General features: G+C 71.3%; 17 protein-coding genes and 1 tRNA gene. 7 read left to right on the forward strand and 11 right to left on the reverse strand.

Annotation, left to right across the window (positions count from 1 at the left end; all coding sequences use genetic code 11):
• The first annotated feature begins 435 nt into the window (after positions 1-435).
• Together JOM49_RS04920 and JOM49_RS04925 are read left to right on the forward strand one after the other, a co-directional pair.
• Entirely contained in the window at positions 436-1536 is a 1101-nt protein-coding gene (locus JOM49_RS04920) for a winged helix DNA-binding domain-containing protein (protein WP_209663159.1), read from the forward strand.
• A 69-nt stretch (positions 1537-1605) separates the two neighbouring features.
• Positions 1606-2253, forward strand: coding sequence for an NAD(P)-dependent oxidoreductase (locus JOM49_RS04925; protein WP_209663160.1), 648 nt, complete (start codon positions 1606-1608; stop codon positions 2251-2253).
• Here the strand turns inward: JOM49_RS04925 and JOM49_RS04930 are convergent.
• The 3 genes from JOM49_RS04930 to JOM49_RS04940 form a co-directional block, all read right to left on the reverse strand.
• Positions 2250-3824 (reverse strand): thiamine pyrophosphate-binding protein, encoded by a 1575-nt coding sequence (locus tag JOM49_RS04930; protein WP_209663161.1) that lies wholly within the window; start codon positions 3822-3824, stop codon positions 2250-2252. The two genes, JOM49_RS04925 and JOM49_RS04930, sit on opposite strands and share 4 nt — an antisense overlap.
• A complete protein-coding gene (locus tag JOM49_RS04935) occupies positions 3821-5848 on the reverse strand; it encodes an acetate--CoA ligase family protein (RefSeq protein ID WP_209663162.1) in 2028 nt (675 codons plus the stop codon). The genes JOM49_RS04930 and JOM49_RS04935 overlap by 4 nt, the downstream gene beginning before the upstream one ends.
• A 133-nt stretch (positions 5849-5981) precedes the next feature.
• Positions 5982-6785 (reverse strand): alpha/beta hydrolase, encoded by an 804-nt coding sequence (locus tag JOM49_RS04940; protein ID WP_209663163.1) that lies wholly within the window; start codon positions 6783-6785, stop codon positions 5982-5984.
• Positions 6786-7125: 340 nt separating this feature from the next.
• Here JOM49_RS04940 and JOM49_RS04945 point away from each other — a divergent pair, with 340 nt between their 5' ends.
• Together JOM49_RS04945 and JOM49_RS04950 are read left to right on the forward strand one after the other, a co-directional pair.
• Positions 7126-10116: an ATP-binding protein gene (locus JOM49_RS04945; RefSeq protein ID WP_245369233.1), complete on the forward strand. Its 2991-nt coding sequence runs from the start codon at positions 7126-7128 to the stop codon at positions 10114-10116.
• A gap of 125 nt (positions 10117-10241) precedes the next feature.
• Complete coding sequence (locus tag JOM49_RS04950; protein ID WP_209663164.1) at positions 10242-11423, forward strand: S8 family peptidase; 1182 nt, start codon at positions 10242-10244, stop codon at positions 11421-11423.
• 65 nt (positions 11424-11488) lie between these two features.
• Here the strand turns inward: JOM49_RS04950 and JOM49_RS04955 are convergent, their stop codons facing one another.
• From JOM49_RS04955 to JOM49_RS04975, 5 genes are all read right to left on the reverse strand, one after another.
• Entirely contained in the window at positions 11489-12037 is a 549-nt protein-coding gene (locus JOM49_RS04955; protein WP_209663165.1) for a hypothetical protein, read from the reverse strand.
• A gap of 218 nt (positions 12038-12255) precedes the next feature.
• On the reverse strand, positions 12256-13023 hold the full coding sequence (locus JOM49_RS04960; RefSeq protein ID WP_209663166.1) for a hypothetical protein: 768 nt from the start codon (positions 13021-13023) through the stop codon (positions 12256-12258).
• A 186-nt stretch (positions 13024-13209) separates the two neighbouring features.
• Positions 13210-13386, reverse strand: coding sequence for a hypothetical protein (locus JOM49_RS04965; RefSeq protein ID WP_209663167.1), 177 nt, complete (start codon positions 13384-13386; stop codon positions 13210-13212).
• Between the two features lie 96 nt (positions 13387-13482).
• Positions 13483-14169, reverse strand: a complete 687-nt coding sequence (locus JOM49_RS04970) for a Crp/Fnr family transcriptional regulator (RefSeq protein ID WP_282770782.1) — start codon at positions 14167-14169, stop codon at positions 13483-13485.
• 52 nt (positions 14170-14221) lie between these two features.
• Positions 14222-14410: a DUF1918 domain-containing protein gene (locus tag JOM49_RS04975; RefSeq protein WP_209663169.1), complete on the reverse strand. Its 189-nt coding sequence runs from the start codon at positions 14408-14410 to the stop codon at positions 14222-14224.
• A 121-nt stretch (positions 14411-14531) separates the two neighbouring features.
• Here JOM49_RS04975 and JOM49_RS04980 point away from each other — a divergent pair, with 121 nt between their 5' ends.
• Together JOM49_RS04980 and JOM49_RS04985 are read left to right on the forward strand one after the other, a co-directional pair.
• Complete coding sequence (locus JOM49_RS04980; RefSeq protein WP_209663171.1) at positions 14532-14822, forward strand: DUF2277 domain-containing protein; 291 nt, start codon at positions 14532-14534, stop codon at positions 14820-14822.
• A gap of 24 nt (positions 14823-14846) precedes the next feature.
• Positions 14847-15467, forward strand: coding sequence for a hypothetical protein (locus JOM49_RS04985; RefSeq protein ID WP_209663173.1), 621 nt, complete (start codon positions 14847-14849; stop codon positions 15465-15467).
• 180 nt (positions 15468-15647) lie between these two features.
• On the opposite strand, the gene JOM49_RS04990 is transcribed toward JOM49_RS04985, so the two are convergent.
• Both JOM49_RS04990 and JOM49_RS04995 read right to left on the reverse strand, forming a co-directional pair.
• Positions 15648-15735, reverse strand: a tRNA-Ser gene (locus JOM49_RS04990).
• A 25-nt stretch (positions 15736-15760) separates the two neighbouring features.
• A complete protein-coding gene (locus JOM49_RS04995) occupies positions 15761-16228 on the reverse strand; it encodes a MarR family winged helix-turn-helix transcriptional regulator (protein WP_209663175.1) in 468 nt (155 codons plus the stop codon).
• Positions 16229-16752: 524 nt separating this feature from the next.
• Here JOM49_RS04995 and ypfJ point away from each other — a divergent pair.
• A complete protein-coding gene (gene ypfJ, locus JOM49_RS05000) occupies positions 16753-17655 on the forward strand; it encodes a KPN_02809 family neutral zinc metallopeptidase (RefSeq protein WP_209663176.1) in 903 nt (300 codons plus the stop codon).
• 811 nt (positions 17656-18466) lie between these two features.
• Here the strand turns inward: ypfJ and JOM49_RS05005 are convergent.
• On the reverse strand, positions 18467-20002 hold the full coding sequence (locus JOM49_RS05005; RefSeq protein ID WP_209663178.1) for a M28 family metallopeptidase: 1536 nt from the start codon (positions 20000-20002) through the stop codon (positions 18467-18469).
• Between the last annotated feature and the right edge of the window lie 56 nt (positions 20003-20058).

The following is a 20058-nucleotide window of genomic DNA, read 5'->3' on the forward strand; positions in this document are numbered from 1 at the left end:
GCCCCGCTACCTGCCGCCCTCGGCTCCCGCTCTCCTCACCACTCCGGCTCCCCGCTATCGCTGCTCCCAGCCTCTGCCTTCCGCCTCCAGCTTCCGCCCCTGGGCTCCCGACTCCGCACTGCCTTCTCCCCTCCTTCCCGCTACCCGCCGCCCCTCGGCTTCCGACTCACGGGCTCCGCCCCCTCAGCCCGCCGCTGTCCGCTGCCCCCAGTGCCCGTCCAAGCTCCCGCCCCCGGAGCTTCCAGCTCACCCCACGACCCAGACACACCTCCCCGCCAGCAGCCGGGATGCCGGGCGTGACCGCCCCAACCGCAACCTTCGGCAACGCGGGGCGGGGCCTTGGCCGCCAGGCGATCGAGCAGGCGGTTCGGCAGGCACCAGCCGAGTCCGGCGGCGGTGGGCCACCGGCCCGCCGTGCGCGCTTAGGCTCTGCCCATGTCGACTGGGGACGTACTGGACACGCGTGCGCTCAACCGCGCCACCTTGAGCCGTCAGTTGTTGTTGGGGCGTGTGCGGATGACCGCGTACGACGCGGTGGAGCACCTCGCCGGTTTGCAGGCGCAGGCGCCGTTCCCGCCGTACTACGCGTTGTGGGCCCGGCTGGTCGGCTTCCAGCCGGACGAGCTATCCCAACTGCTGCTGGACCGTCGGGTCGTTCGTATCGTCACCATGCGTGGCACGGTGCACCTGCTCACCGCCCGCGACGCGCTCGACTGGCGCACCCTGACCCAGCCCCTGCTCGACAACTACATGCGGACCAATCCCACCTGGCGCGGGCTGGACTGCCCAGCGGTGGCGGCGGACGCGCGCGAACTGCTCGCCGAGGGCCCGTTGTCCAGCAAGGCGCTGGGCGACGCGCTGGCCGAGCGGTGGCCGGGGCACTCGCCGTCCTCGCTCGCGCAGGCGGCCAGGAACCTGTTGCCTCTCGTGCAGATCCCGCCGCGAGGGGTCTGGGGCCGGGCGGGGCAGCCGACCTACGTGGTGCTGGACGAGTGGGTTGGCGAGCCGACGGCGGCGAACCCGTCCCCGGACGAGTTCGTGCTGCGGTACCTGCGGGCGTTCGGCCCGGCGAGCGTGCTGGACGTGCAGGCCTGGTGCGGGCTGACCCGGCTCGGCGAGGTCGTCGACCGGCTGCGGCCGCGCCTGCGTACCTTCCGCACCGAGGCCGGGCGCGAGCTGTTCGACCTGCCCGACGCGCCCCGGCCGGATCCGGACACCCCGGCGCCGGCGTGCTTCCTCGGTGGGTTCGACCAGAATCTGCTTTCGTTCGCCGACCGCACTCGCATCCTCAGCGACGACTACCGCAAGCGCATCTTCACCAAGAACGGGCTCATTCCGCAGGTGGTGCTGACCGACGGTTTCGTCCGCGGCCGTTGGGCCATCGACCGCTCCGGTGGGGTCGCCACGCTGACCGTCGAACCGTTCGAGACTCTGTCCAAAAAGGACATCACCGACCTGGAGGCAGCCGGAGCGGAATTGCTGCGGTTCGCCGAACCGGCCGCGGAGAGCCACGTCGTGATGGTTCCCTCCGGGTAACTGACTTTCGTTGCAGTAACGGATTTTTCCTGAATACGTTCGGCGGGGTCCGAGCGAAAGGGAAATGCAATGAGCGCAATCGTGGTTTTCGGGGCCGGGGGCCGCGCGGGCCGGGCGATCGTGGCGGAGGCGGCCGGGCGCGGCCACCGGGTGACCGCCGTGGTGCGGGATCCGGCCAAGCACGCCGACCTGACCACCACCACCGGGGTCACCGTGGTGACCGGCGACATCACCGACGCGGCCCGTGTCGCCGAGGTGTCGGCCGGGCACGACGCCGTGGTGAACGCGGCGGCCGAACTCGGCAGGCCGGCCGACCTGGTGTTCGCCGGGGCGGCGCTGGCCCTGTTCGAAGGCCTGCCGCGCGCGGGGGTGAACCGGCTGGTGGCCATCGGCATGGCGGCCAACCTGGAGGTGTCACCGGGGGTGCGGGTGCTGGACGAGCCGGACTTCCCGGCCGAGTACCTGCCGTTCGCGCTCGGGCACACCACCGGCCTGCACCTGCTGCGTGCCGCGCCGGCCGAATTGGACTGGGTGATGCTGAGCCCGCCGATGGTGCTCGACGAAGGGCCGCGCACCGGCCGCTACCGCACCGGTGGCGACCAGGTGCTCACCCCGGGCGAACCGGGTCACCTGTCCTACGCGGACCTCGCCATCGCGGTGCTCGACGAGATCGAGACCCCGAAGCACCACCGCACGCGGATCGCGGTCGGGGATTAGCCGCGCAGGTGGATGACGGTGGGGCGGTCCGCTTCGAACGCGTCGCGGAGGACGTCGACCAGGCCGTCGCAGTCGGGCAGGGTGACGCCGTGGCAGCCCATCGATCGGCCCAGTTCCGCGAAGTCGGGGCTGGGCAGGTCGACGGCGAGCGGCAGGTCGCCGCGTTCCGCCATCTCGTCGCGGATTTCGCCGTACCCGCCGTTGTCCACCACCAGCACCGGCAGCGCCAGGCCGAGCGCGGCGGCCGAGGCCAGTTCCGCCACGGTGAACATGATGCCGCCGTCGCCGTGCAGCGCGGCCACCCGCGAGGACGGGCGGCCCAGCCGCGCGCCGATCGCCGCGGGCAGGCCGTAGCCGAGCGTGCCGAGGCCGGTCGGGTACAGGAAGGAGCCGGGCGTGTAGCGCGGCAGGTTCGACAGCGCGCCGTAGTAGCAGACCATCGCGCTGTCTGCGGCCAGGACGCCGTCGCGGCCCAGCGTCTCGTCGAGCGCGGCGAGGATCGGCAGCCACGGCCCGCCCTGCCGGGTCGCTTCGGCGAAGATCTGCTGCCGCCAGCGGGCCACCCGGTCGAAAGAGTCCGAAATGGACACCCGGGTGATGCCGTCGAGCAGGGTCTGCAGGGTGTTCGCCGCGTCGCCGACCAGCGGCACGTCCGGGTTGGCGTTGGTCACCACGCCCACCGGGTCGATGTCGACCCGGATCAGCTTGCCGGGGAAGCGCAGCGGCCCGTGCCACAGGTCCGCCGGCGCCAGTTCGGTGCCGACGGCCAGCACCACGTCGCAGTCGGCGGCGAACTCCGCGACCGACCGGTGGTGCAGCCCGGCGCCCAGCGCGCAGGCGTGGTCCTCGGGCAGGATCCCCTTGCCGTTGGCCGAAGACAGCACCGGCGCGCCGAGCCGCGCGGCGAGTTCGGCGAGCGGTTCCGCGGCGGCCCTGGCACCACCGCCGACGAGCACGCCCGGCCGTTCCGCCGAGTTCAGCAGTTCCAGCGCCCTGGCCAGCGCGTCGGCGGCCGGGACCGGCGCGGTCACCGGGATCGGCGGTACCGGGTCGATGTCATCGGCCTCGTCGATCAGGTCGAGCGGGATTTCCAGGTGGAGCGGGCGCGGGCGTCCCGAGCGGAGTTGCGCGAACGCCTGTGCCACGGCCACCGGGATCTCGGCCACGCTGGTCACCCGGTGGCTGCCCGCGGTCACCGCGGCCATCGCGCCGGTCTGGTCGCGGACCTCGTGCAGGATTCCGTTGCCGCGCCCGGGATGCCGCACCGGCGGTCCCGGGGAGATCAACAGCATCGGCACCGAATCGGAGTACGCCTGCGCGGCCGCGGTCGCCGCGTTGAGGATCGCCGGGCCGCTGGTGGTCAGGCACACGCCGGGCTTGCCGGTCACCCTGGCGTAGCCGTCGGCGGCGAACCCGGCGCCCTGTTCGTGCCTGGTCAGCACGTGGCGGATCCCGTAGCGGCCGAGTTCGGCGTAGATGCCGAGGTTGTGCGTGCCGGGGATGCCGAACAGCACCTCGACCCCGTGCGCGGCCAGCGACTCCACCAGCGCGGCCCCACCGCTGAGCTTCACGTGCGTTCCTCTCCGGCCCTGGTGAGCTGCGCGTCCACGGCGAGCACGCCGTCGGCACCGACCCGCACCGGGTTCAGTTCGATCTCGGCCACCGCCGCGCACCCGGCCAGCACCGAGGACACCGCCGCCACTGTTTCGGCCAGTGCCTTCACGTCCAGCGGTGCCCGTCCGCGCCAGCCGTCGAGCAGCGGGTAGCACCGGAGCCTACGCAGCATCGTCAGTGCGCGCTCGGTGTCGACCGGGCCCAGTTCGATCGTGGTGTCGCGCTGCAGCTCGGCGTCCGTGCCCCCGGCGCCGACCACCACCAGCGGCCCGAACGACGGGTCGCGGCGGGCGCCGATGATGATCTCCACGGTGCCCTGCCGGGTGTCCATTTCCTCCAGCACGTACGTGCCGGCGCCGAGCCGGTGGATCATGTCCTCCAGCGACCACACCGCCGACATCGCGTCCTTGAGTTCGAGCTCGACCCCGCCGGTGTCTTCCTTGTGCGCCACGAAGTCCGCCTTGAGCGCGTAGGGCGGCTTCAACCGTTCCGCGGCGGCCAGCAGGCTTTCGCGATCGGTGACCGCCACGCCGGCGGGGAACCGCACCCCGGCCGACGCCACCAGGTCGCGGGCGGCGAGGTAGCCCTCGCCGACCGGCGCCGCGCTGCCCCACACGAGCGGCAACGGGCAGGGCGGCGCGAAGCTCGCCGCGGTGCCCAGCGCACCGGCTGCCGCCTCGACCGTGTGATAGGTCGGCACGCCGCAGTCCCGCAGCGCGCGGACCGCGTCGGAATCGGCGGACATGCTGTGCACCACCACCGGGATCCCGGTGCGGTGCACGGCGAAGCCGAATTCGGCGACCACCCCGAGTTCGGTCTCCCGCAGCATCGGCGTGTCCTCGCCGTAGCTGCCGAAGTACCCGGTCAGCAGCACCGCGTCCACCTCGCCGCTGCCGGTCAGCTCGCGCACCACGCGGGCGTAGCTGCGCAGGTCCTGCTCACCGCCACCGGCCAGGTCGACCGGGTTGATCGCGTTCGCCGCGTCCGGCAGGCCCGCTTCGATCCGGGCGGCCAGCACCGCGGGCAACGGCGTGACCCGCAGTCCGGAGCGCGCGGTGACGTCGGCGGCGACCGCGCCCTGGCCACCGCTGTCCCCGACGATGGCCACGCGATTTCCCCGCGGCCGCACGGTGAGCAGCAGGTAGCGCGCCAGGTCGATCATCTCGGCCGGGGTGCGCACGCGGACCGCGCCCGCCGCCCGGCAGGCCGCGTCGACCACCTCGAGTGAGGAAGCCGGCGCGCCGGTGTGCGAACGCGCCGCGGGGCTCTCGCCGACGGTGAGCACCACGACCGGCTTGCCCGCCTCGGTCAGCCGGGTGACCGTGCGGACCAGCTCGCGGCCGTCGCCGAAGCTCTCCGCGTAGATCGCCACCACCCGCGTGGACGCGTGGTCGACCAGCTCGCCGACCACCTCCTCCAGGGTCACGTCGGCCTGGCGGCCCACCGAGACGAACCGCGAGACGCCGATGCCCGCCTCCGCGGCGAGCCTGGCCAGCTCCAGCCCGACCTGCCCGCTCTGCGAGACGATGCCGAGCGCGCCCGGCTCGAACCGGCCCCAGGCCAGCTCCAGCTGGGTGTCCGCGTCGAACAGGCCGAGGCAGGCCGGGCCGAGCAGCCGCGCCCCGCCCGCGCGCACCCGGCGCGCCAGTTCGTAGTCGTCCTCGAGGCCACCGCTGATCCCGACCAGGCCGCGGACGCCCAGCTCCAGCGCCTGGTCGACGATCTCCGGCACGACCCGCGCCGGCACGCTGAAGACCACCAGCTCGGGCGGTTCGGGCAGGTCGGCGAGGGTGGCGTACGGGATCCGGCCCGCCACCGAGCCACCCCGGTGGTTGACCAGGTACACGCGGCGGCGGTCTTCCCCGGTGAGCGCGCCCCTGGCCAGCCAGTGCCCCCACTTGGCCGGGTCCGCGCTCGCGCCGACCACGGCCACCGAGGCCGGGTCCGAGAACGGGGACGGCGGGGTCGCTTCCTCGCTCATGCCCGCGCGGCCCCTCTGGCGATGAGCTTGGCGTCGTGCATCCAGTTCTCCACGAGCGTTCCCGGCGAGTCGGCGAGCCGGAAGGCTACCGCTTGGTCATCACTGATCGGTACACCGAACCGCGCCCCCACGGTTACGGGTTCACCACGGCGTCGACGAGCTGGTCGCCGTCCAGCAGGGAGCGGTCGTTGTGGTCGGCGCCGTGCACCGGGACCGCCCGGGCCCGGCCGGCGGCGGCCACCTCGACGCTCTGCTCCGGCGGCACGATCGAATCGGCGTCGCCGTAGACCACGGTGATCGGGGCGGTGACGCGCCGGACGTCCTCGGCCACCGGGAAGCGGTCCCACAGCAGCGAGCGCACCGGCAGGAACGGGTACTGCAGCTGCCCCACCGAGGGCAGGTCCGTGAACGGCGATCGCAGGACGAGGGCGGCGGGTGGCCGTTCGGTCGCCAGCTTCGTCACCAATGAGCAGCCGAGGCTCTCGCCGTAGTAGCGCAACCTGTCCTGCGGAACGCCCAGCTCAGCGGTGAGAAAGCGGTGTGCCGCACGGATGTCCTGCGTCAGTCCCTCTTCGCTCGGCGAGCCGGGGTTGCCGCCGAAGCCGCGGTAGTCGAACAGCAGCACGCTCAACCCGCGGCCGGACAACGCGTGGGCCAAGGGCGCCCGCATCGACCGGTCACCCGCGTTGCCTGCCGCGACGAGCACGGTGAACCCGGTGTCCGTGCCGCGCGCGGGCACGAACCAGCCGCCCAGCCGGATCCCGTCCGCGGTGTCGAAGGTGACGTCCCGCGCGCCTAGCAGGAAGGACGCCGCGGCGGGCACCGGATCGGTCGCCGGTAGGTAGATGATCCGGCGCTGGAACGCGTAGAGCAACGAGACCAGGAGCAACGCCACCGCGACCAAGCAGCCCAGTCCGATGAGCCACGGCCGCCACATCCGTCAAGTGTGCCACGCAAGCCCCGTGGCAAGAGTGTTATTCGATATTCACCCGAACGTGTGGGTCCATCCGTAGGAATTTTGGTTGCTTACTGGACGTGACATCCCGGCTCACACGTCCGAGGGAGTTACCGCCGGAACAGGTGAAGAACATCAGTTGACTACCCAGTGTCATCCGAGGTCCACCGGAAGTCGGCAAAACGGTGACATTCCGTTCCGAATCGACCTTTTCACCAGGCGATTCGCGGAGGTGTACAAGGTTTACCAGCGGGTGCCGGACTGCCTAGGCTCCGCTCAGCGCGGTGACCTGCCCCAGTCACCCGTTGTCGAGGAGCGAGCCATGAAGTGGATGGCCCAACGCCCTGCAACCGTCGTACCGGCGCTGCCGGCCACGGCAGCCACACCGGTCACGGCGCTGCCCCCGGTCTGCCCGCCGGTGGGTTCGGTGCTGTCCGTGCGGACGAGTTCACCTGTGCTCGTCGGCCGGGACACCGAGCTGACCACCCTGGTCGAACTGGTCGCCGAACGCCCGTCCGCCGTGCTGCTGGAAGGCGAAGCGGGCATGGGCAAGACGCGGCTGGTGCAGGAGCTGCTGCGGCGACCGGAACTGGCGGGCACGCGGGTGCTCACCGGCTCGTGCCAGCCGCTGCGCGAGCCCTTCCCGTACGGCCCGGTGCTGGAAGCGCTGCGCGGGGTCGCCGACTTCCCGATCGGGCCGCTGAGCCCGGTGGCCGGCGTGCTCCGGCCGCTGCTGCCGGAGATCTCCGACCTGCTGCCGCCGCGACCGCAGCCGCTGACCGACCCCGCCGCCGAACGGCATCGCGAGTTCCGCGCGATCCGCGAACTGCTCGGCGCCTGCGGTCCCGCGCTGCTGGTGATCGACGACCTGCACTGGGCCGACGAACGCACGCGCGACCTGCTGTGGTTCGTGTTGTCCCGGCCGCCGGAGCAGCTCGGCGTCGTGGTCACCTATCGCAGCGAGGACCTGCGCACCGGTGGTCCGCTCGGCGTGCCGTACCGCCCGGCCGAGGGCGTGCGCGCGGCCCGCGTGCAGCTCGGCCCGCTGGACGTGCCCGCGGTGCGCATGCTGGCGTCGACCATCCTCGACGCGCCGCGCGTGGCCGAGGAGTTCGCCGCGAAACTGCACGAGAGCACGGCCGGGATCCCGTTCGTGGTCGAGGAAACGCTGCGTGCGCTGCGGGGTCCGGCCGGTTCGGTCGAGGTCGATCGCGCCACCGGGCACCGGCTGCTGGACAGCCTCGAGGTGCCGGTGCTGCTGCGGGAGGCGATGACCGAGCGGATGAGCACGCTGTCCGACACCGCGGTGCGCGTCGCCCGCTCGGCCGCGGTGCTCGGGGTGCCCGCGGAGATCTCGCTGATCGGCGCGCTCGCCGGGCTGCGCGGGCGGCCGCTGTCCACCGCGCTGGCGCAGGCGCTGGACGCCGGTGTGCTGCGCGAAGTGACCCGTGACCGCTACGGCTTCCGGCACGCGCTCGCGATGAAATCGGTCTACGACGCCATCAGCGGCCCGGAAAGACAGTTGCTGCACGCGCGCGCGATGCGGGCGCTGGCAGCTTCCGAACCCCCGCCCCTGGTGCAGCTGGCCGGGCACGCGAAGTCCGCGAGCCGCGTCGGCGAATGGCAGCGGTACGCCGAAGCCGCGGCGGACCAGGCGATCGAACTCGGTGAGACCTCACTGGCCATCGACGCGTTGCAGGCCGTCCTCGACGGCACCACGCCCACCGCCGCGGACGCCGGGCGGATGGCCGAAAAGCTCAGCCGCGTGGCGTTGCGCGGGCTCCGCCCCGACGTCACCAGGACCCTGGAGAAGGTGATCGCGCAGCACGAGCTGTCGCCGGTGGTGCGCGGCACGATCCGGATGAACACCGGCCTGCTGCTGGTGCGCAAGAGCGGTGAACTCTCCCGCGGCCGCGCCGCCGTGCAGAAGGCCATCGACGAACTCGCCGGTGATCCGGAGCTCGCCGCGCGCGGGATCAACCTGCTCGCGCAGCCGATCGACGGCACCACCCCGCTTTCCTGGCACCAGCACTGGATGGAACGCGCTCAGGAGGTCTACGACCAGCTCGACGACCCGGAACTGCGGCTCGCGCTGACCGCCGACCGCATCGCCGGGCGCGCGCACATCGGCGACGGCTCGGCGTGGGAGGAGTTCGAGCGGTTCAAGTCCGACGCCGGTGAGGTCGCGGTGACCGTGGCCGAACGCGTGCAGCAGGCCCGTTTCTGGTGCAACCTCGCCGACGCCGGTGCCTGGGTCGGCCACCTCGACCGCGCCGCGCACATCCTCAAGGACGGCCTGCGGATCGCGAACTGCGCCGGCGCGCTCTTCGTCACCGGCAACGGGCAATCGACCAGGGCGCGGCTCGACTGGCTCACCGGCAACTGGTCCGGGCTCGCCGAATCCGCCGAAAACCTGCGGGAGAAGTACCGCGACCTCGCGGCCATCACCTCGGAATCGGCGCTCGTGCTCGCCGGACTGGCCTGCGTGCGCGGTGAGTTCGACGAGGCCGAGAAGCACCTGGCGGCGACGAACCTGCTCAACCCCGAGCAGGGCGTGATGACCGTGGTGCTCTGCGCGGCCGGGATGCTCGCGCGGGTGCGGCTCAGCGCCGGTGACGTGCCGGGCGCGTGCGCCGCGGCCGACCACGGCATGGCGACCGCGCGCCGCAAGCAGATCTGGGTGTGGGCGGCGGAGCTGGTGCCCTCGGCGGTCGACGCCTACGTGCACGCCGGCCGTCTCGAAGACGCCGAGCGGGCGATCGAGGACTTCGCCGAGGGCATCGCCGGGCGTGACGCACCGGCTGCCGCCGCGGGCCTCGCCGCCGCCCAGGCGATTCTCCTTGCCGCACAAGGGAAGCACGCGGACGCGGCCGACCGCTTCACCATCGTCCGGGAACTGGCGGACGCGATGCCCATGCCGTACCTGGCGCACTGGGCCCGCGAACGCGGCGCGCTGTCCCGCCTCGAAGCCGGTGACACCAGCACCGCGCTCACCGAGCTGAGCGCCGCCGCCGACGGGTACGAAGCGCTCGGCGCGGCCAGGGACGCGGGCCGCTGCCGCCACCGCCTGCGCGAGCACGGTGCCTGGGCGCCGTCACAGCGAGGCAGGCGCGGTTACGGGCAGCAATTGTCACCGCGCGAGAAGGAGGTCGCGGAAATGCTCGCGGCCGGGCGCACCAACCGTGAAATCGCCAACGGGCTTTTCCTCTCACCCCGCACGGTGGAACAGCACGTGGCGAATGTCCTGCGAAAACTCGGCGCGCGCTCCCGTACCGAGGTCGGCCGGAAAACGGCTTTGAATACGTACCCCTAGTTAAGGATTTGCGGATTGTTCGCCGGGTGGCCCCGGGTGAGGATTTTTCGTGAGCGACCGGCAACCAGGCGGTCACTCACCCCCGTTCCCATCAGCACAGCGCCACCGGATCGAACGGAGTACCCATGGTGAACTTCCGCAAGCCGTTGTACGCGGGCCTGCTGGCCGCGGTGACCGGTCTGACCGTCGCGGTCGGCGGTACCGCGATCGCCCAGCCGGACGAGGGGCAGATCCGGGCCGCCGGCACCGGGGCGGCGATCCCGGGCAGCTACCTCGTCAAGCTGAAGGACCAGATCGGCATCACCTCGGTCGGCGACACCGCGGCGGGACTCACCGCGAAGCACGGCGGTTCGGTCGGGCTGACCTACACCGCCGCGATGCAGGGCTTCTCCGCCAACCTGAGCGAGAAGCAGGCGAAGCGGCTGGCCGCCGACCCGAGCGTGGAATACGTCGAACAGGACGCCAGGGTGACCATCCAGGGCACGCAGACCAACCCGGTCTGGGGCCTGGACCGGATCGACCAGCGCAACCTGCCGCTGAACAAGACCTACACCTACCCCAACGGCGGTGAAGGCGTCACCTCCTACATCGCGGACACCGGGATCCACCTGACCCACCCGGACTTCGGCGGCCGAGCCACCAGCGGTTACGACTTCATCGACAACGACACCAACGCCTCCGACTGCCAGGGCCACGGCACGCACGTCGCCGGCACCGTCGGCAGCACCACCTACGGCGTGGCCAAGGCCACCAGCCTGGTCGCGGTGCGCGTGCTGAACTGCTCCGGTTCCGGTTCCTACGCCCAGATCGTGGCCGGCATCGACTGGGTGGCCAAGAACGCGAAGAAGCCCGCCGTGCTGAACATGAGCCTCGGTGGCGGCGCGGCCTCCAGTGTGGACACCGCGGTCCGCAACGCCAGCAACGCGGGCGTGACCGTGGTCGTGGCATCGGGCAACTCCAACGCGAACGCCTGCAACTCGAGCCCGGCCCGTGCGCCGGAGGCGATCACCGTGAACGCCACCGACTCCAGCGACAACCGCGCGAGCTTCTCGAACTACGGCACCTGCTCGGACATCTTCGCGCCGGGCGTCAGCGTGACCTCCACCCGCAACGGCGGTGGCACCGCGTCGATGTCCGGTACCTCGATGGCCTCGCCGCACGTGGCCGGCGCCGCCGCGGTCTACCTGTCGGCGAACCCCTCGGCCACCCCGGCCCAGGTGCAGACCGCGCTCAAGAACGCCGCGACCAACGGCGTGGTGAAGAACCCGGGTTCCGGCTCGCCGAACAAGCTCCTGTTCGTCGGCTGATCCACCCGAGAGCAACGAAACCGGCCCACCGCGTGCTCGCGGTGGGCCGGTTTTCGTTGCTGTGCCTAGCGTCCGCTCCTGGCTTGCAGGACCATCTGGTCGAGCACCGGGCCGATGAGGTCCTCGAACTGGTCCTCGATCTGCTTCACCGGGTTCTTCGGCTTGGGCGTACTGGTCTTGGGCGGAAGCGCGCTGCGGGCCTCACCGGCGCCCGACGGCTTCTTCGGCTTCGGCTTGGTCTCCGACGCGGCGACCACCGCCTTGGCTTCCTTCGGTTTCCGTTGCGGTTGCCGCGTTTCCGGCGCGACCGGCTTTTCCACCACGGGCTCGGGTTGCGCGATCACCCGTGGCGGCGCCTGCACCGGCGCCTGCGCGGTTTCCAGCGGCGTGGGCACCTGTTCCCCGCCGGGCGTGCCGAGCCAGCCGACGAAGAACAACGCGGCGGCGGCACCCATCACCAGCGCGGCGTGACGCAGGCCACCGCGTTCGGCGGCGCCCACCGGCTCACCGACCCGGGCACCCGCTTCACTGGCCCCGATGATGCCGGTGCGGTCGTGCAGGTTCGCCGGTGCGGGTGTGCCGTGGGGCGGTTGCCGCCGGGGAGTCCGCGTCACCAGCCAAACCTCCGATGCTTGGTGTCACCGGCTTTGCGCCGACCGTGACCACGCGAGTGAGGCGAAGCTACCAGCGAGTTCGGGCCCGGCGGAACCACACCCGGCCCACGGACCGGCTCGTGGGCCGAGAACAACTCGAACGGGTGACAGGTAAATCCTCACCGGAGCCGGCGGGCCGTTCGCCCCCCTTCGGCGAACGGACCGCCGGCTCGGCTCGCTCAGTGGTTCCCGGCGTTCCCACTGTTCCGACGCAGGTGGGCGATCAGCCGTTCCCGCATCGCCGCACCCACCGGCTCCGGCTCGAGCACGCCCATCGCGTGCGCCGCGCGCGGCATGGTGGGCAGCCGTCCGGCGTCCACACTGGCCAGCAACTGCGCGGCCAGCGCCGGATCCCCACTGGCGAGCAACCTGCCCAGCGCACCGCGGTGCATCTGGCCCAGCCGGATGCGGCCGCGGGGGTGGGCCGCCCGGCCGCGCACCGCCGGGTCGATCCGGAGCCGCACCCTGCACGGTCCAATGTGGAGCGCCGGGTCGGCGGTGAAGTACTCCAGCTGCGCGTTGAGGTCCGCCTCCGCGTCGGCGTAGTCGCCGATGTCGTAGCCCGCGGCGATCTCGCGCAGGAACCCGGCCAGCGCCGGGCGGACGGTCGCCGCGGCGTCGCGCACCCGGCGGCGCACCACCTGCGCCGGGCTGTCCACCCGGCAGGTGCCGCGCACGTACGCGTCGAACAACAGGTCCGGGTCCTCGGCGGGCAGCGCTTCGCTGAAGCCGACTTCGTGGTCCGCCAGGTCGACCACCCACGACCGCAGGTAGTTGCCCAGCCAGGCGTCCGGGACCCGGCCGTCCGCGTCCACCACCACCGGCTCGCCCTCCCTGGGCTCGAGCACCAGCGCGGTGCCGCGCTTCGGCGGGGTGATCGGGGCGAACAACCGGACCGCGCGTGGGCGGCGCACTTCCAGGATCGGGTCGAAGGTCGGGTCGGTCACCAGTACTCCGTTTCTCGGAAAAGCGCCAACGCACTCCACGCCTTCCCGGAAATGAATCTCCGGCTTTGCGCTGAATGTCGTACTCGGCAAGTCTCAAAGGAAGTCACCGGGAAAAACAAGGCCGTACCCGTGTCGAAAAAGATGACATTTCCGGGACAACTGCCACCGAGCGGAAGGAAGGCCCGTTCAGCGCCCTTCCGCGTGCTCGTACACCGTCGGGACCACGGGGGTGTAGCCCGCCGAAACCGAGTCGCCGAACAGCGGGTTGAGCTGGACGCCGAGGACGAAACCGCTGATCAGGCCGATCAGCAGGGCGGTGGCGACGATCCTGATCATCAGCGCCGGGGCGCACATCATTCGCATTTCCGAATCCCCTTTTCCGGTAGCTGATTACCGTGGCAAGATCACGATATCCCGCTCATCGGGGAGCTTCTGCGTCAAATGACGCGCAACGGCGAATCAGCGCTCGTCGTCTTCGAGCAACGCGCGCAGGGCGGGTACGTGCACCTGGATCCGGCCCCGGCCGGTGGACACGATTCGCGCCCGCCGGAGTTCCTCCAGCACCCGCGTCACCGAAACCAGTGACGCCAGCACCATGTCCGCCAGTTCCCGCTGAGTCAAGCGAATCGTCGCCAGTTCCCCGGAACGGATCTCCGCCTCGGCGAGTTCGAGCAGGCACTGCGCGGTGCGGCGGCGGGCGTCGAGGCGGTGCTGGTGGCGGTGCAGATCGCTGTCGCGCAGGCGCGCCACCGCGTTCATCAGCACCGGCCAGGCGATCTTCGGCCGCTCGCGGCACAACGCGGCGAACCGGACCGCGGGCACCACGAGGGCGCGCACCTGCCGCAGCACCTGCACGGTGGCCGAGACCGGGCCGCCGTCGACCGCGGCCATGTCACCGACGAGCTCGCCGGGCCCGCGGCGCGCGATGACCGTGCGGTTGCCGCTCGGGTCGGCGCGGAAGACCTCGACCAGCCCGCCGTAGAGCACGAAGACCCCGTCGGCGCCTTCGCCCTCACGGCACAGCGTGGCCGGGCGCGGGTAGGAGCACAGCGCCCCCGCGCCCGTCATCGCCTGCCGGTCGGCTGGTTCCAGCGCACCCCAGAAGGTGTCCGGATCCGCCTGCGGCAGCGGATCACGCCAGCTCACGCGCACGCTCGCACGACGAAGTCCCCCTCCCCCGATGCCGGTCGCGCCCCGCTCAGGCCTCGCGGTCGCGCACCACGGAGTCCGCTCCGGGGCTGACCAGCGATTCGTGCCCGTCGGGGAAGCGCACCCGGTAGGGCGGGGTGCCGTCCGCGCCGAGCACCTCCACGATTTCGGCGAACCGGTCCTGCTGGCCGACCACCCGGCCGTGGGTCAGCAACTGGTCGCCGACGCGTGCCCGCATGGTTCCTCCCTTCGTCACCGGTGCTACCAGGATGCCCGTTCTGCTGGCCCCGGCACAGCGTGCGCGAGGGTGAAACGCCCTTTTCGAGCCAGTTTCGAGGCGGGCGTCGTATGGTGGTGACATGTGCCGCAACATCACCAACCTGCGTGGACTGGAGCCGGTCGCCACCGACGAGGAGATCCAGGCCGCGGCCGCGCAGTACGTCCGGAAGGTCGGCGGGGTGAGCTCCGTGTCGGCCAACAACCGCGAGGCGTTCGAGATCGCGGTGGCCGAAATCGCCGCCGCGACCGAGAAGCTGATCAACTCGCTGCCCGCGCGCCGCAAGCCACCTGCCGTGGTGCCGCCGCTGCGCCGGCCCGAGGTCCAGGCGCGGATCGCCGCCCGTGAAGCCGCGAAGGCCGCCGGCGCCTGACCGTTTTCTGGTCAAATAGGTGACATGACCGTGCCGTCGACGCGGGGCCTGGCGCGCCTGCTGCCGCAACCGCCCCGGGTGCCGACGCCGCTGGGTGCCGTGACGTTCAGCGGGGTGCTCGGCAGCTGGCACATCGCGCCGCGCCCGGCGACCGCCTTCCGCCTGCCCAGCGGCGGCACGCTGTCGCGCTGGACCCACCGTGCCGTGACGCTCGACCTGCTCACCGGCCCGCTCCCGACGCCGGGTTCGCCGTGGGGCGCGGTTTGGTACGTCGTCGCCCACCGCGGCCTGGAGGTCGTCGACCTGACGCTCGACCTGCCGGGCGCCACCGGCTCGCTGGACTCGAGCACCCTGACCGTCACCGAGGCAGGCACCCAGGTCACCCTGGCAGGCCCGGCCCCGGACGCACTGGCGGCCTACGCCCGCGAAGGCACGCACCTACCCGCCCGCTGGGCCACCGCCCCCGGCACCGTCACCCAAACCGCCGCCGGCGCCCTCACCTGGCGCTTGCCCGCCCTGCTACCGGGGGAACACGCGCGGATCGGCACAGCCGTCGCGTGGAACTCCGCCTCAGCCGAAGATGCCGCCTGGTTCGCCGCCGCGGTCCCCCTGGAAACCTCACTCGCCGCCCTGGTCGGGCATTGAGGTGAGCATGAGCGAGTCGTAGACCGGCGCGTCCTCGAACGGCCGCACCTGGCCGAGAATTCCCTGCTGCAGAACAGCATGCTCGCCCGCCTCGAAACCACGGACACCGAAGTCCTCACCCTGGACGACGCACGGCGAACCCGCGGAATACTCGACTCGTTCCGGAGTGGCGGGCGTTGATGGCGGAAGCGGAGGGATTTGAACCCCCGGTTGGTTTCCCAACGCTCGCTTTCAAGGCGAGTGCATTCGGCCGCTCTGCCACGCTTCCCTGCCCCCGAGCCTAGCGCCTCGGGTCACCAGCCGCCGCCGAGGTGGTTGTTGACCCGCGTGAACGCTTCGCCCAGCACGATCTGCTCTTCTTCGGTCAGCAGATCGATCAGGTGCGCCCGCACCCCCGTGACGTGCGTGGGCGCCGCCCGCTGGAGCAGCGACCGGCCGTGCTCGGTGAGCACGGTGATCACGCCGCGTCGATCAGCGGGGTCGCGTTCGCGCTGGACGTAACCCTCGTGCTCCAGCCGTCCCACCTGGTGCGAGAGGCGGCTCTTCGTCGACCCGAGCATGGCCGCCAGCTCCGACATCCGGACCCGCCCGTCGTCACTGGCCGACAGCGCGACCAGCACTTCGTAGTCGATGAGCGAGAGGTCGTGCTCCTCGGCGAGTTCGCGGTGCAGCCGCTGCCGCAGGTGCAGTGTGGCGACGATGTAGGACCGCCAGGCGAGCATCTCCCGCTCGCTCAGCCACCGCGGTTCTTCCTCGCTCATGCTACGCAGAGTAGAACCCCGGCGGACCCTCCCCGGCGGCGGGGATCTTCCGCCGAAAGTGGTCGCGGAAACGGTTGTGACTCCGTCCGCAGAAGCGCATTCTGGACTCAAGCGGATGGCACGACCCGCACCGCGGCACACCGGTCAGGCGCGCCGGGACGGGCCTCCACCCGGGAAAGGGTTAGGTGGTGCAGTGACTGGTGATTCCTCGCGGTCGACCGCCGGCTGTGTTCCCGCGACCAGGACTGTCCCAGTGGCGACCAGGTCGTGATTGTGAACAGCACGAGCGCGGGCTTCCTCACGTGCGCTCGGGTCTGAAAACGCGCATTTCGGCGTCGTTCGAGCCTGTGCCTCGGTGGGGCCTCCGTGACCTCACCGGCAGCGCTCCTCGCCGGCCCGGCATGCGGCCGACCGCGGTAGTTTCCATGACAACCTCGGTAGTCCTGGGTGTCGTCCCGCAACGGACGGCACCCAGGCTTTTTCTTGCCCCGGCGGGGTTTCCGGTCGGCGGTTAGGCTTCTCGGGTGCGATTCGACGAAGGTGCCGGCCTCGATCTGTCCGAGGTCCAGGATCAGCGTGGTGGCGGGGTCGGTGGCCGGGTCGCCATCGGCGGCGGCGGGCTCGGCGTGCTCGGGCTGGTGGTGTACTTCCTGTTCTCCCAGTTCGGCGGGGTCGCCCCGAGCGGGCCCGGACTGTCCGGCCTCGGCTCCGGGCAGCAGACCGACGACACCTCGCTGTCGTCGGAGTGCCGCACCGGCGCGGACGCGAACCGCAACCGCGACTGCGCCACGGTCGCGGTGATCAACTCGATCCAGGACTACTGGGCCGCCGAATTCGCCCGGTCCGGCCAGACCTACCGCAAGGCCACCACGAAGTTCTTCAGCGGCGGCGTGCGCACCGGCTGCGGCAACGCCAGTTCCGACGTCGGCCCCTTCTACTGCCCGGCCGACTCCATGGTCTACATCGACCTGGCGTTCTTCGACGAACTGCGCTCACGCTTCGGCGCGCAGGGCGGGCCGTTCGCGGAGGCGTACGTGCTGGCGCACGAGTACGGGCACCACGTGCAGAACCTCAACGGCACCTCGGACCGCGTGCGCAGCCGCAGCGGCCCGGCGTCGGACTCGGTGCGGCTGGAGTTGCAGGCCGACTGCTATGCCGGGGTGTGGGCCAACCACGCCACCACCACCCCGACCGAGACCGGCAGGCCGCTGGTCACCGACATCACCCAGGACGACATCAACCGCGCCCTGGACACCGCCGCCCGCATCGGCGACGACTACATCCAGCGCGAACTGGGCGGTGGCCGGGTGGACGAATCGCAGTTCAGCCACGGCAGCTCGAAACAACGTGAAAAGTGGTTCACCACCGGCATCACCACCGGCGACCCGGCCCGATGCGACACCTTCAGCACCCGAGACCTGGGCTGACCCCTGCCCGTCTGCGGCCTCCGACCGCTGGTGACTGTGGCACCCGGCTGGCTCGAACGTGGGCCTCAGCCGCTTGAATGTGCGACACCGTCTCCGCGAGTGTTGATCTCGGCTGCCCGAACGTCGATCTCAGCTGCCTGAACGCAGGACTCGGCTACCCGAACGCGGAGTTCGCGCTCCTGAACGTGGGACTCAGCTTCGCGAAAGTGGTGCTCAGCTGAACGAATGCAGAACTCGGGCACGGGAGCGCAGGACTCGGCCTCCTGAACGCGGACTTCAGCGTCGCGAACGTGGCACTCGGGCCTGCGAATGTGGGGTTCAGCTGCACGAGTGTGGGTATCAGGCGCCTGAAAGCGGGACTCGACTGCGCGACTGTGGGATTCAGCTGCCCGAATGCGGGACTCGGCTGCACGAACGTAGAACTCGGGCGGACGACTGTGGGGTTCAGCTGCCTGGACGCGGGGCCCAGCCGCGTGAACGTGGAACCCGGGCGCCTGAACGTGAAACTCGAGTGCTTGAGCGCGGGAATCGGCCGCTTGGATGTGGGACTCGGCTGTCTGAACGCGGGCTCAGCTGCCCGAGTGTGGAACTCGGCTGCCTGAACGTGGGACTCGAGTGCACGAGCGTGAGGTTCGGCCACCGGAACGTGGAACTCGGCCGCACGAGTGTGTGAGGGTCGGGCGCCGGAACGTGCGACTCGGCTGCACGAGTGTGGGGTTCGGGCGCTTGGACGTGGGATTCGGGGGCGCGAGGGTGGGTGCGCGGGGGTGGGGTCGTGAGGGCGGGGTGGGCCCTCACGACCCCCGCGCGGTTAGGCGGCGGCGGAGTGCGTGTGCTCGGCGTGGGCCGAGAGGCTGCGCTGCGTCTTCCGCTGGTCCGCGGTCTTCTTCTTGTTCTTCGCGCCCTGCGGCCCGACCCCGTTGACCTCTTCGGTGCTGATGCCGTAGACGGCGGTCACCCAGGCCAGTGCGTCGGCGTTGCGGTCGAGGGCCTTGCGGTCCACGTTCCCGAGGTTGTCGCACGGCTGGTGGTAGCACGGGTCGTAGGCCACGCCTGCCTTGCCGCCCCACTTCGCGGCCTGCGCCTCGGTCTTGATGCCCTCGGCCCCGGTGAACAGGCCACCGGCCGGGATGCCCAGCGCGATGAAGCCGCCGTAGTCGGAGCGACCGCTGAAGTCGGTGTCCTCCACCGGGATGCCCTGCGCACCCAGGTAGCCGACGAACTGCTGCTCGATCTGCGCCGAACCGTACGGGCCGGGGCCCGAACCCTCACCGGCCGAGTCGTCGCCGTCGTAGGCGAAGTACGCGGCGTTCGGCGAGCCGATCATGTCGAAGTTCAGGTACAGCGCGATGTCCAGTTGCTGCTCGAAGCTGAGCTGGCTGGTGTAGTAGTCCGAGCCGACCAGGCCGAACTCCTCGGCACCCCACCAGGCGAACCGCACCGCGTTGTTCACCTTCGGGCTGCCGCCCAGCTGCAGCGCGGTCTCCAGCAGCCCGGCCGAGCCGGTGCCGTTGTCGTTGATCCCGGCGCCGCCCGGCACGCTGTCCAGGTGGGCACCGGCCATCACGACGTTGTCCTTGCGGCCCGTCTTGGTCTCGGCGATCACGTTGGAGGTGGTGCGCTCCTCCTGGATGGTGCGCAGTTCCAGGGTGACCGAGGCGCCGTTCTGCCCGGCCAGCGTCTGGCCGGCCGCCTGGGTGATGCCACCGGTCGGGATCTTCGCGTCCGCGGGGTCGCCGAGCGTGCCGTTCAGGTCACCCTCGGTGTTGTTGTAGATGATCGCGCCGACCGCGCCGGCTTCGGCCGCCGCCTGCTGCTTCTGCGCGAACGAGCAGGCGCCGCGGGAGACCAGCACGATCTTGCCGGTCACGCCGGTGTAGTCGCTCGCCTCGCAACCGGGAGTGGCATCCGCCGGGACCACCGCGAGCGGCGCGGTGATGCCGCCGACCGGCGTGGACGGGCTGTAGGTCATCACGATGATCGGCACGTCGGCCCCGGCCACCTCGAGGCTCTCGGCGAGCGTCTCGGAGTAGGTGAACGGGAACTGCTGCCTGGTCACGGTGAAGCCCGCGGCCTCCAGCTTGGTGGCGACGTAGTCGGCGGACTTGTCGTAGCCAGGGGTGCTGGCGGCACGGGTCCGGCCGTTCTGGTCGGCGATGCGCTGGAGGGCGATCAGGTGCCGGTTCACGCCACCTACGTCGACCTTCTTCACCAGCTGTTTCGCCAGTGCAGGCCCGTCCGGCACCGCCTGCGCCTGCGCGCCGGCGGCCGGGGCGGTGCCCAGCGCCAAGCCCGCGCAGGCCGCCAAAGCGACCGCAGGCGCGAGCTTTTTCCTCACGGATGACATCGAGCGGTTCCCCAATCAGTCGAATCGGCACCGGCCGCGCTCAGCCCCGACCCGGC

It is taken from the genome of Amycolatopsis magusensis (assembly GCF_017875555.1).
GTDB classification, from domain to species: Bacteria; Actinomycetota; Actinomycetes; order Mycobacteriales; family Pseudonocardiaceae; genus Amycolatopsis; species Amycolatopsis magusensis.